11 protein-coding genes are annotated in these 12125 nt (G+C 40.4%); 3 read left to right on the forward strand and 8 right to left on the reverse strand.

The features are described from left to right. Window positions 1-158: 158 nt before the first annotated feature. Window positions 159-830, reverse strand: a complete 672-nt coding sequence (locus PL9631_RS21595; protein ID WP_083623537.1) for a DUF305 domain-containing protein — start codon at window positions 828-830, stop codon at window positions 159-161. Between the two features lie 118 nt (window positions 831-948). Here PL9631_RS21595 and PL9631_RS21600 point away from each other — a divergent pair, with 118 nt between their 5' ends. Further along, window positions 949-1512 (forward strand): NUDIX hydrolase, encoded by a 564-nt coding sequence (locus PL9631_RS21600; protein WP_083623538.1) that lies wholly within the window; start codon window positions 949-951, stop codon window positions 1510-1512. Here the strand turns inward: PL9631_RS21600 and PL9631_RS21605 are convergent. The 6 genes from PL9631_RS21605 to PL9631_RS21630 all read right to left on the reverse strand — a co-directional run bounded on the left by PL9631_RS21605 (window position 1496) and on the right by PL9631_RS21630 (window position 9260). Then, entirely contained in the window at window positions 1496-2350 is an 855-nt protein-coding gene (locus tag PL9631_RS21605; protein ID WP_083623540.1) for a GGDEF domain-containing protein, read from the reverse strand. The genes PL9631_RS21600 and PL9631_RS21605 overlap by 17 nt on opposite strands. 95 nt (window positions 2351-2445) lie before the next feature. Continuing rightward, on the reverse strand, window positions 2446-3294 hold the full coding sequence (locus PL9631_RS21610) for a diguanylate cyclase (RefSeq protein WP_083623541.1): 849 nt from the start codon (window positions 3292-3294) through the stop codon (window positions 2446-2448). A 72-nt stretch (window positions 3295-3366) separates the two neighbouring features. Next, on the reverse strand, window positions 3367-3723 hold the full coding sequence (locus tag PL9631_RS21615) for a slr1659 superfamily regulator (RefSeq protein ID WP_083623543.1): 357 nt from the start codon (window positions 3721-3723) through the stop codon (window positions 3367-3369). 45 nt (window positions 3724-3768) lie between these two features. After that, complete coding sequence (locus tag PL9631_RS21620; RefSeq protein WP_083623544.1) at window positions 3769-4344, reverse strand: slr1658 superfamily regulator; 576 nt, start codon at window positions 4342-4344, stop codon at window positions 3769-3771. A 292-nt stretch (window positions 4345-4636) separates the two neighbouring features. Continuing rightward, window positions 4637-7192: an adenylate/guanylate cyclase domain-containing protein gene (locus tag PL9631_RS21625; protein ID WP_231516812.1), complete on the reverse strand. Its 2556-nt coding sequence runs from the start codon at window positions 7190-7192 to the stop codon at window positions 4637-4639. A 484-nt stretch (window positions 7193-7676) separates the two neighbouring features. Further along, entirely contained in the window at window positions 7677-9260 is a 1584-nt protein-coding gene (locus PL9631_RS21630; protein WP_083623546.1) for a B12-binding domain-containing radical SAM protein, read from the reverse strand. A gap of 133 nt (window positions 9261-9393) precedes the next feature. Between PL9631_RS21630 and PL9631_RS21635 the strand changes: the two genes are divergently transcribed. After that, window positions 9394-10506: a precorrin-6A/cobalt-precorrin-6A reductase family protein gene (locus PL9631_RS21635; RefSeq protein WP_083623549.1), complete on the forward strand. Its 1113-nt coding sequence runs from the start codon at window positions 9394-9396 to the stop codon at window positions 10504-10506. A gap of 51 nt (window positions 10507-10557) precedes the next feature. After that, entirely contained in the window at window positions 10558-10974 is a 417-nt protein-coding gene (locus PL9631_RS21640; protein ID WP_083623551.1) for a secondary thiamine-phosphate synthase enzyme YjbQ, read from the forward strand. Window positions 10975-10982: 8 nt separating this feature from the next. Here the strand turns inward: PL9631_RS21640 and PL9631_RS21645 are convergent, their stop codons facing one another. Next, on the reverse strand, window positions 10983-11765 hold the full coding sequence (locus PL9631_RS21645; RefSeq protein WP_083623553.1) for a hypothetical protein: 783 nt from the start codon (window positions 11763-11765) through the stop codon (window positions 10983-10985). Between the last annotated feature and the right edge of the window lie 360 nt (window positions 11766-12125).

Below are 12125 nucleotides of genomic sequence, written 5' to 3' on the forward strand. Positions count from 1 at the left end.
TTAAATATTATATCTGAATTTACCAAGGACTACCAATTAAAGCCAACCCCCACCCATGATAAAGCTGATGAATGATTTTTAATTTTCCCATCTCCATCATCCCTAAATCCTCAAGATTTAAAGGATGACGGTTAATCGAAAATTTTTGATTAGTTAAATCATGGTTTTAACCATTTTTTCATTAACTTAATTTCCGCTGCTTGGGAAACTAAAATAGCTTGGGCAAGTTGCTGAATTTCAGGACGTTTTGATTTAACTTGAGCGTCTTTTGCCATAATTAATGCTCCTTCATGGTGAGGAATCATAGCTTCAACAAATCGTTGATCAAAACCAGCATCAGCAGGGCCTAAATCAGCCATCATCATCATTGATTCCATATCTTCCTTAGACATGGACATACTGTGACCCATAGGGGCATGATACATGATCGCATCTTTGGCATCAGGATACCATGTTTTTCGCCATTCCTGCATCTGAGCAATTTCTTTTTCCTGAGCTTTAATAATTTCCTCAGCTAATTTTTTAACTTCAGGATTATTGGATTTTTGCAGTACCTGTTCAGACATTTTAACTGCTCCTTTATGGTGGGGAATCATCCCATCAATAAAGCGTAAATCATACTCAGCATCCGCTGGCCCTAAATCCATCATCATCCCATGATTTCCTGACATCATGCCGTTATTTTGGGTTAAAATTGTTTCAGAACTAACGGGAGTTACGGCTTCAGAAGACATCGGTTTAGAATCCGATTCAACCCTGGTACAAGCTCCCAAACTCAAGGTGACAGGAATTGCTAGTATGGGTAATAAAAAAAGAGATTTGAATTTCATGGTTTTGATCTCAAAATTTTCAATAAAAGCCTGGGTATGCTAAAGATTGAATTAAAGTTTAATCCAATATTTAACTCCCTAGCTTCACTTTTACATAAAAAAATGAAATCAGGATGAAATGGGCAAAAATAATCAATCCTCTGATCCTTGGAAATTGGTTCAACCTCTACTAGAAATTCCGTCCCCTTGGGTAACCGTGATCGCAGAACAGTTACAGGATAATCAAGGCAGAATTTTAGAATATTGGCGGGTTAAAAAAGCCGATTCCGTCGTGATTTTAACGATTCAAAATCAACGTTTACTTTTACCACAACCGATGTATCGTCCGGGGGTAGGAAAAATTACCCTGGATTTTCCAGGAGGACGAGTTGCCTCTGAACAAACCCCTTTAGAAACCGTACCTATAATTGTGGAAAAAGAGTTAGGAATTAAACCCTGTGATATTGATAAAATTACTCCTTTAAATCATCAGGGTTGGGAGATTAATAGTTCTTTTTCTAATCAAAAACTATATGGATTTGTCGCTGAGATATTACCCAATATTTTAGTAGATCAGGACTATCTAGGTGCGACCTATCCTACGACTATTTTAGGAATTGAAGATTTACTCAAGGATTTAGTTTGTCTTCAGTGTCGCGGGATTTTATTAGAATGGAAACATCAATTTAAAATTGGTGATTAGCATTATGATCAATCACAACAACCCGATCGCGTCCCTGGGCTTTAGCTTGATATAAGGCTCGATCTGCAAGTTGTAGCAAATCCTCACAGGAGGTGGTATGTTCAGGAAACGCAGCAACCCCAATTGATACGGTAATTCTAGTTAAGAAATTATAGGAATATTCATACTGTAGGTTTTTAATTTTTTGACGAATTTCCTCTGCAATAATTGTAGCCGTTTCTACATCGGTATTGGGTAAAACAAATACTAATTCTTCTCCGCCATAACGATAGGCTAGATCGGAAGTCCGCATCACCCCTTGTACCGCTTGAGAGACTAATTTTAGAACAACATCTCCGGCTTTATGACCGAAATTGTCATTAAATAGCTTAAAATAATCGATATCAGCAATTAAAATACTTAAACACTCTTGTATTTTTTGGGCTGAGGTGAAGACCTGGGGTAATACGAGGTCTAAATATCGGCGATTCAATAATCCCGTCAAGGGATCATGAATACTATCATAATGCAAGGATTCCTCGACAATATTACTATGTTCAATGGTTGTTTCTAGGATTAACTCTAAATCATTTTTTTCCTGACTTAATAAAGTGACTAAGGATTGTAAGTGTTCTTGAGAGGCTTGGAGTTTTAGTTGGGTTAAATAGCGTTGTTGGATTTCAGCTTTGAGTTTTTTATGGGATTCCTGTAACTGAGCTTCGACTGAATCTCCATGATCAATAATAACTTCTAATAGAGTTTCCAGATCAGCTTTTTCTTGTTTAAGAGTTTCTATATCCCGGCAAAGTTGGCTGATATAGTCCAACAGTTGTTTTTGAGAAAGTTGATCATTTTCCATTAACTTATACTTACCTTAAAGGATGAGATCAGATTCAGAACGCTATTGATTTAATATTAGTTTAAAAATTGATCCCTTGTAAAAAAATTAATCTCCTAAAGCAAAAGTTCACTGGCGGTAATCACACAGTCTCGTCCTTTAGCCTTAGCTCGATATAAAGCTGCATCAGCCGATTGAGTAATTTCCAGACTCGATAGTCCGTGTTCAGGAAAACTCGCAACTCCTAAAGAAACAGTCACTTTTTGTAAAAATTTCTCCGGTTTGTCCAGACTCAATCTTTGAATTCCTAAATTCAGTTGCTTGGCTAAATTTTTAGCTTCTTCTAAAGAAGTGCCGGGTAAGATCAACATTAGCTCCTCACCTCCATAACGACAAGCAATATCCGATTGACGAATATTATAAATCAAAAATTTGCTAATTTCCTGTAAAACCACATCCCCCGCTTGATGTCCCCATTGATCATTAAAGTTCTTAAAATAATCAATATCGCCCATAATAATACTTAGATTTTGCCCATATTCCTGGGCGTATTTAAGATGACGTTCTAAGGATTTTTCTTGATAACGCCGATTAAATAAACCCGTTAAGGGATCTCGAATACTCAGATTATGGGTATACTCTTCGATAAAATCTCCATGAACTGTTGTGGTTTCCAAGATAATTTTTAGATCATAATTAGCTTGAGTTATGGTTTCTAGTAAACTGTTTAGTTGAATTTCCGATGCTTTTAATTTCGCTTCGGTAGCCTTTCTTTCCCGGACTTCTAATTCAAGTTGCAGGTTGGATTCGTGTAATTGAGCTTCAACTAAATCTGCATGAACGATTGTTGTTTCAAGTAAAATTTCTAAATCGAACTTTTCCCGTTTCAACTGTTCTAGTTCACAACGAAGTTTTGCTGTTTCCAATAAGAGGTCAGAGGGCGTTACTGGGGAGTTTTGCTGCATCTTTATACTGGCTCTATAGTCTATCAATAATCTGATTTTGATTTAAAGTCTAAGTCTAAAGGCCGACAAAATTTATGATTCAATCTTCAGTTCTAAAGAGGGCATAAGTTTTTGTAAATTTTTGAGAGATTTACCTTGCCAGGGAATGGTTGTGGAGGCTAAGACAATTAAAGCAGTCTCTTTTTTTTGACGCACTTTAATCACAAATTTAGAAAGCATATTAATCCCAGAACTATTCAAAAACTCCAATTCTTTGAGATTAATGGTAATCATAGATGGGTTTTCTTCTAAAACTTGGTGCAGTAATTTTATCACAGGATTAGTGTCTTCGAGTCCACTTAAACGCAAGGAGCCTGATAAGGTGACGGTACTGGTGTCACTCTCATAGATCACTTCATAGTCTTCGGCTTTAATGGCTTGGGTTATCATGGTTAGAATCCTAATATTTCACGTTGTATCAATCAATTTTAAAGGTTAGATCAAAAGCTGAACCATGGTTGTAACAGTCACAACTTTAGGTTCGGTTTCAAGGGTTTCAAATTTCCAGCCCAATCGACCGAGGTAATCATTGATCATGGTTAAATAGCCCAAACCAGAACTATTATCACTCTCTAAACCTTTTTCTATTTGCTCAATATACAATTCTTGAGGATCGGAATTGATCAGTTTTTCAATAAACAGTTGGAAGGATTCAACTCTTTCCTGATTAATACTATTGACTACTACAAAGATTAATCGATCAGTTTTTAAATACAGTTGGATGCTGATCGGATGAGTGACCGTATAATCACTAAACTTCATCGCATTTTCTAATAATTCATTGGCGATAAAGCTAACAGCACTTTTGATTTCATTTTGTAACTTTGCCGTCGTGGGATCATCTTCACTTTTAGGAAAAAAGGTAGTGACATAATCAGCCATAAAATTAGCTGATAATCCATTATTACGCCAACGGTGTTTTAGGGGAATTGAACTCGGAGAGAAACCAATGACGAGAAATTCATTGCTCGTTGGAGGAACTTCAACAAAGTCGCCAAAAATTTGTGTCATAAATCCTTTGAGTGACGATCGATCAAAAGTGACTTCAGCTACTGTGCCTTTTTTTACAAACAAATAACTCAAGGGAGAAACTGTAAAATCGGGAAAATGTCCTAAAAATTTAGAAATTCAAGCATTTTTGTGGTACTGGAGTGAGTTAAAAAATTTGACCTAATCAAAGCTGAAAACCTTTTGTTAACGCCTTGATTACGGGCTTATCCCAAAAACTCTGGTAGTCCATTATATCATGTTAGGGTGAAAATATTTACTCATTTAATTAAAATCTAATCACGACTCTTTTTAACTATATTGATAAGGATTCAATCACGCGCTGTAAGTAAATTTGAGCTACTTGATCCGATGGATTTTCTTGTAGACAGGCTTCAAAGCATTCAGCCGATTCGGGAAAGGCTTTCAGATGATAGAGGGTTAAAGCTTGCTCAAACAAGGTTTTAGTTTCTAGTTTCTTTTGATAGATTAAGGGCGGATCGGCATCAAAAACTTCAAAAACTGAGACCATTTCTGATTTCCCTTTCACCCTCACCCTATCAATCACTCGGAAAGAATAAATATTAGGATCTTCAAGGCATAAAAAGGTATGTTCACTAATTAATAAAGGAATCCCATACCGCTTACTTAATTCCTCTAATCGAGATCCTAAATTAACCGCATCACTAATCACGGTACTATCCATGCGATGTTGTCCACCGACGATTCCTAACATCAAATCCCCGGTATTAATTCCGATCCCAATGGTAATCGGAGGGCGATCGGGACGTTGACGAGTCAGATTATATTCTGCTAATCTTTGTAACATAGAAATTCCCGCTTTCACCGCATCATCAGCACTGCCGCCAAAGAGCGCCATAATTGCATCGCCAATATACTTATCAATAAAGCCTCGATTTTCAGTAATCGCCGGTTCCATGCGGGATAAATAAGCATTAATAAATTTAAAATTATCTTCGGGGGTCATCCGTTCCGACATTTGGGTAAAACTCCGAATATCTGAGAATAAAATAGACATTTGTTTTTGTACCGCATCCCCCGATTTAACATCTACTAAACTTTCATATCCCAAAAACGATAAAAATTGATTCGGAACAAATCTTCCCGCCGCATCGGTCAATTGTTCCTCCTGATCTAAAGCCAATTCCAAATTACAATTAATCTCAAACATTTCCTCAATAAACTGTTGGCGTTCCTCCTCCGCCCGTCGGCGTTCGCTCACATCTTGGAACACGCCAATGGCATAGGTCACTTGACCAAATTCATCAAAAATTGGAGTTCCCCACATTTGCAAGGGAATAGTCTGATCTAAGGAGATGACTTCTAAGGTATCAATGCAGCAAATGCCCTCACGCAGAGCTCTAAAAATCGGTAAATCCTCTAAAATATAAGGTTTTTTGGCATCGGATGAGGAATGAGAATAAATATTCAATTGTAACGGGGGATTAGAAAATAAAACTTCAACTCCTAATAACTCTTGAATCACCTTATTACTATAATATAAATTTCCTCCGGCATCCACAACAATAACACCCAAAGGAATCGCTTCTAAAAATTGATATAAGTGTCGATTTTGAATTTTTAATTCTGACATTAAATCCAAATTTTCAGTTTTCAGCCTTTCGTTGAGCAGACTAATTTCTTGATAGGCTTGAGTTAATTGATTTTTCTGAACTTCACTAATTTTTTTCTCGGCATTGAGTTGATTTAAACTCTCTTTTAATTGAATTTCTTTTTGCTGAAGTAGAAAAACTTTTTCTTCTAAACCCTTATATAGACGGCGTAGTTGCCGGGTCATTTGGTTAAAAGAAATAGCCAATTGTCCGACTTCATCATCATTAACCACGGGGGCTAATAAGGTCAAATTTCCCTCGGAGACTTGAGTTGCCATTTCCGTAATATTGATAATTGGGCGAGTAATTTGTCGTGCTAAAATATAAACTCCAATCGCCAAAATAACAGCCGAAGTTAATCCCACCCATAAAATAATCCAAGCTAATTTTTCGGCGGGTTTATTCGCCTCCGATTGGTGCATTTCTACTAATAATGCTAATTGCTGTCTATCCAGCCAACGATAGGCTGCAATCACCGGAATCCCGGCATGGTTTATATAACTTTTATAGCCATTCTTTCCCGATAAAGCCTCTCTAATCCCCGGACTATCCACTTTTTCTGGAAAGTCATACCGACCAAATTGTTCGGCGGTAAAAAATATATGAGATCGATCAAATAAATAGGTTTTTCCCGTGGTTCTCAAACCCGTTTTATCAAAAACAATTTCTTCCATTCTTTTCATATTCAGGTGCACTGCCAACACCCCAACTACATCCTGATTAGCCCCCTTAATCGGTGTCGAGATCGTTAAATTTGGTTTATTTGTAATCGATGAAACATAAATATTTTGCACAAAAGTCTTATAAATACCCGCTTGAAAATATTTTTCCTGAACCCGATATTGACCCTCAGATTGGGGATTGGTAGAAAAAACAATTTGTCCCCCAGTTGCCCTCAAAATCTGAACTTCCTGAAAGTCCGGTCTGGTGGCTAATACCGAAGCCATATATTGTCTGATTTGTGTGTGGGAATCCTGCCAGAGTTGGGAACTTGGATCATCAGTTACTAAAATTTTGGCGGCAGTTTTAATATCGGGTAACTGTGCTAAGGAAAAAGTTGCATTTTTTTGGTTTTCCACCCATAAATTTAAAGATCTTTCTTTGAGGGTGGCGATGACTTCTAATTGGTCAAATACCAATTGTTGTAGGTCAGTTTTAGCACTTTGAAAGGCGACCGCCACCACCCCCAGGACAGTTACCATCGATAGCAGTAAAAAACCGATTACAAGCCTGGACATCAGGCTTTTTGTCCAGAATTTCATTCAATTCGCCCTTGATCACTGGTCACAACTTCAGTTTCTCAGTTACAACACAAAACTTACACACACCTCCCAATTGTTAAACAACGGAGGATTTTGCTACTGACTTGGTGGCTTCTGATTCCCTCAACACTTACCCTAGAGTATTTGCACCCTGTTTACTGAAAAATTCGGCGCATTTCCTGAATTAATAGTATATTCAATATCTAAATTTTCACACTCTCACCAGCTAAAGCCACTGAGATTCTTTAATCAAAGTATTTGTACCTGCATTTTCATCTCTATCCATGACACCGCCACACTGACCCTGGCCGAGCCGGAAATTTTGACCAGGGACGGTCGGATCTTGTTTCAGTTGGGAGATCTCATGAGCTTTGGCGCGGCTAGAAGTATTTCCCGGCGGATGTCTATGCTCAAAAACTTAGACGGTCTGAAATCTGCTTTCGGGATGTCAAAAATCTCTTTAGACCGATAGGGGCAAGGAGTTTAGGGTCTCGACTTCGGCGGTTGTTAAGGGCTGAAGATTGATTTGTTGCTCAATCCGTTCTCTGGCTAAGGCGCGATATTCCCAGAAATGTTCCCCAGCCGCACATAGGCCTAGATACATATTCAGCACTTGGGGTTTTTTCTGGAGGATAATCCACAGTTGACTCCAAAACTGTCCCCTAATCTCGGGCCGCCGTATTCCCTGATGCCAGATGACTTGAGCGACTAATCTTAACCCTTTACCCAGGGGAAACTGCATGGTTTGTTTTTTGGTTGTGGAGCAGTTAATTTTTAAACATTGTTGCAAACACCGCCGCAGATAGTTTTCCGGCTCGTATAGCGTCCAAAACCCTTCCACATACTCCCGGGCGATGTCGGCCATGGGGCGAGTGGGGATAAAGTTCATCAGGGTATTTTGGTCGCCCGTGGGGTGGCCGTTTTCCTCCATTAAGCGTTTTTCTTGTTTGAGCCGATCCCAAAGGGCCGTATTGGGCAGGGCTTGAAGAATACCTAGCATCGGTTGAGGAATACTGGTTTCTTCAATAAAGGCTTGAATCCGATCGCCGGCCCCGGCTTTTTCTCCATCAAAACCCAGGATAAACCCGGCATAAATTAGTAGCCCCGCCTGGTTGATTTTACGACAGGCTTCTATTAAGGGACTACGGGTATTTTGCTGTTTGCGGGTGAATTTCAGGCTATCTTGGTCGGGGGTTTCAATTCCCAGGAATACGGCATAAAAACCCGCTTCCCCCATCAGTTGCAGAAGTTCATCATCTTCGGCTAGATTTACCGAGGCTTCCGTCATAAAGGTGAAGGGATGGTTATGTTGCTCCATCCAGGGAATTAGCTCCCGGAGAAAGGATTTAACGTTCTTCTGGTTGCCAATAAAGTTATCATCTACAATAAACAGGGAACCGCGCCAACCGAGATCGTAGAGGGTTTGTAACTCCGCTAGGGCTTGAGACGGCTCTTTGGTGCGGGGTTTGCGGCCATAAAGGGAGATAATGTCACAGAATTCGCAGTTGAAGGGACAGCCGCGGGAAAACTGCATCGCCATCATGAAGTAACTCTCCCGGTGCAGCAGGTCAAAACGGGGGATAGGACTTTGGCTGACATCGGGCTTTTCCGTCGAGCGAAAGATTCCCTGGGTTTGGCCTTGACTCAGAGCTTCTAGGAATAGGGGAATGGTCATTTCCCCTTCATCGAGAATCAGGAAATTAGCCCCGGCGTCGAGGGCATCCTGGGGGACGGAAGTGGGATAGGGGCCACCCACGGCTACGGTTTTACCTAGACGGGCGGCTTTTTGAATTAAGGCTTGAAAGTCGGGTTTTTGTACTAGCATGGCGGAAAGAATCACCAGATCGCACCAGTCCCAGTCCGCTTGGGTTTCACAGGCGACATTGCGATCGCGAAATCTCATCTCCCAGTCTTGCGGTAATAGGGCTGCAACTGTAATAATTCCTAACGGTGGAATCACTGCTTTAAAACCAGCAATTTCCATGAAGCGATCATAAGACCAAAAAGATTGAGGAAATTGAGGATAGAGCAGCAATACTTTCATGAATTTTTAGTTTCTTACTCTGGCAATTTTAGGTGACATCGGCTTAATTTTTATCTATCTTAAGTATGATTATTTGATCAAATCACCAAAATTGAATTTCCGTTAATCTAATCCCAACTAAATTTTTTTTATAATGTCAAGACCTACTGTATATCTAGCAATTACCAATCATGGATTTGGTCATGCGGTTCGCACCTCTGCGGTTGCGAATGAAATTCAAAGGCGTTGTCCTGATGTATTATTGATTCTCGTCACAACGGCCCCTCGATGGTTATTAGAATCTTATTTGGAGGGAGATTTTATTATCCGTCCTCGCGGTTTTGATGTGGGGGTGGTACAGTCGGATAGTTTGACCATGGATAAAGCAGCAACCCGGGAACAATGGCAAACAATCCGTCAACAGCAACGGGCAATTATTGCCGGGGAAGTAAGTTTTATTAAACAAAATAAAGTGGATTTAATCTTAGCTGATATTTCTCCCCTGGCCACGGAAATTGCTAAGGCTGCGGGGATTCCCTGTTGGATGATGGGTAATTTTGGTTGGGATTTTATCTATCGAGATTTGGGAGAAGAATTTATGGAGTTAGCAGATTGGATTTGCGGTTGTTTTAGTCAATGCGATCGCCTGTTTCGGCTTCCTCTCCATGAACCGATGACAGCTTTTCCCCATCAAATTGATGTCGGTTTAACCGGGGGAAATCCTCGGTTTGATTTAGACTATCTCCGGCAAAAGTTAGGGATTAAAACCCCACCCGAAAAAACCCTATTATTAACTTTTGGCGGTTTGGGATTATCAGCAATTCCCCACCATAATATTGAACGGTTATCGGATTATACGTTTATTACATTTGATCAGCATTTACCCCCCTTTCCCAATTTAATTCAAGTCAGTAATTCTCAGAAATTACCGGATCACAATTCCCATCCCTTCCATGTGCGTCCGGTGGATTTAATGCCCCTGTGTAGTCAGGTAATTTCTAAACCCGGTTATAGTACCTTTGCGGAGGCATTACGGTTAGATATTCCTGTGGTTTCTTTAACCCGAGATGGATTTGCAGAAGCTCCGGTTTTATTAGAATGGTTAGAAAATTATGGGACTCACCAGATTATTCAGGCGGCGGAATTTTTTGAACAGAATTGGAGTTTTCTGCACCAACCTTTGATCAAACCCCGTTTATCTGAAACCTTAGATAAAAATGGGAATGAAGCGATCGCTCAATCTGTGATTGACTATCTTATGGGTTGACTTTAATATTTAAGGATCATTAAGCCCGGTCGGGCTTACTACGAATTAACTATGGCACATTATCAAGAAATTTTAGAAGTACAAACCAGTGGAAAATCCTTTTCTACAATTACGGCTTATGTCCAGGAAGTAGTTAAAAATTCTGGGATAAAAATGGGAATTTGCCATCTATTTTTACGTCATACTTCCGCCAGTTTAATTATTCAAGAAAACGCTGATTCCGATGTACTCAGGGATTTAGAGAACTTTTTATCTAAGTTAGTTCCCGAAGGCAATTATTATATCCATGATGCCGAAGGGCCCGATGATATGCCCGCCCATATTCGGACAATTCTGACCCATACTTCTGAACAAATCCCGATTTCCCAGGGACGGTTACTATTAGGAACCTGGCAAGGAATTTATCTCTGGGAACATCGACGCCATCGTCATACTCGGGAATTAGTCGTCCATATTATGGGAGACTAAGATCAATTTTAGGGGGATTCGGTGGGTGTGGAAAGGGATTCTAAATAGTGCAGAAAATCCAATAATTCATTATCAGTTAAATGCTGGCGAGACCGTTTCCCATAGGTTTTGAGTAAATGGGCGCGGCCCTGTTCCTGTGTCCACCGTAATCGTTTTAATTCAATATCCGTTTTAGCAATATCCGAAGAAAAATCCGTTGTTTCTAAAGGACGACTGGAACTAGCTGCGGCCTGACTCAATTCCGGTTCATCGGAATAGGGGGAAGCCACTTCCGTACTCGAAGGAACCGGGGGTAAGGAAGCACTGCGGGCTTTAGAAGTCTTAGGGGTGGAGGATTTCCCCTCCTGATCCTGATCCGGGGTCTTGTCGGTTTTGGGCTGAATATAGGTGGCCGATAACCAATCATCGGAGGTGAGAGAGGGAATTACCCCGGCATCTTCCTCGGGGATAAAAGAGGAAGACGGAGGAATAGAGGTTTCAAAAGTAAGGGGGGTTGGGGGGACAGGAACAGCCGTTGGAACCTCCGGCTTAAGTTCAAGCGGCGTGGGTTTTAAAGGTTCCCTGGGGGTAGGAGGTTGGCGTGGGGTGGAATCGAGATCCAGGGATTGAATCGCCCGTTTTTTTGCCTGTTCCTCGGCTAACTCAACGGTATCGGCGGCGGCTAATGCCGTAGTTAGGGTCACGCCATCGACTTGTACCAATGCTCGCACGACATATTTTCCCTGATAAATAGTCAGTAACTCAGAAATTAAACTTCCCGCCGGATAACGAGATCGTAATTCAGTCAACATAATCAATAATTCCTAAACAAACTACGATATACTCAAAGATTAGTCATTCACAAAGCTAAACGTCACAAATTCTATACCCTATCTCACAAGCACCAAGGGAATCAACATTGGGTGCTATTCCACAAGCTCGAAGTTAGCACTAACTAAGGGAATAGATGCTACGGTCTCATCTCTTTTGCCTTTAGCCTCTATACCCAACAGACGGCTTCTGTGCACCCTTGATTGTAACACTGTCCTTATGGGGTTAGTACAATCGACCCGTGAGAAGTTCCCCCCAGGTGTTTTAAAGATGGGGTTTTCGGGATTGGGTATTGGGTGTCCGATGTGTGGGAAGCAGAAATCACTTCTTTGCTCAACCGT

The organism is Planktothrix paucivesiculata PCC 9631 (assembly GCF_900009265.2).
Taxonomy (GTDB): Bacteria; Cyanobacteriota; Cyanobacteriia; order Cyanobacteriales; family Microcoleaceae; genus Planktothrix; species Planktothrix paucivesiculata.

Coding starts and splice junctions, on each gene's coding strand:
- PL9631_RS21630 (WP_083623546.1), bottom strand. CDS start 9,260: ATGAAAGTATTGCTGCTCTATCCTCAATTTCCTCAATCTTTTTGGTCT.
- PL9631_RS21625 (WP_231516812.1), bottom strand. CDS start 7,192: ATGTCCAGGCTTGTAATCGGTTTTTTACTGCTATCGATGGTAACTGTC.
- PL9631_RS21645 (WP_083623553.1), bottom strand. CDS start 11,765: ATGTTGACTGAATTACGATCTCGTTATCCGGCGGGAAGTTTAATTTCT.
- PL9631_RS21605 (WP_083623540.1), bottom strand. CDS start 2,350: ATGGAAAATGATCAACTTTCTCAAAAACAACTGTTGGACTATATCAGC.
- PL9631_RS21610 (WP_083623541.1), bottom strand. CDS start 3,294: ATGCAGCAAAACTCCCCAGTAACGCCCTCTGACCTCTTATTGGAAACA.
- PL9631_RS21640 (WP_083623551.1), top strand. CDS start 10,558: ATGGCACATTATCAAGAAATTTTAGAAGTACAAACCAGTGGAAAATCC.
- PL9631_RS21620 (WP_083623544.1), bottom strand. CDS start 4,344: ATGACACAAATTTTTGGCGACTTTGTTGAAGTTCCTCCAACGAGCAAT.
- PL9631_RS21615 (WP_083623543.1), bottom strand. CDS start 3,723: ATGATAACCCAAGCCATTAAAGCCGAAGACTATGAAGTGATCTATGAG.
- PL9631_RS21600 (WP_083623538.1), top strand. CDS start 949: ATGGGCAAAAATAATCAATCCTCTGATCCTTGGAAATTGGTTCAACCT.
- PL9631_RS21595 (WP_083623537.1), bottom strand. CDS start 830: ATGAAATTCAAATCTCTTTTTTTATTACCCATACTAGCAATTCCTGTC.
- PL9631_RS21635 (WP_083623549.1), top strand. CDS start 9,394: ATGTCAAGACCTACTGTATATCTAGCAATTACCAATCATGGATTTGGT.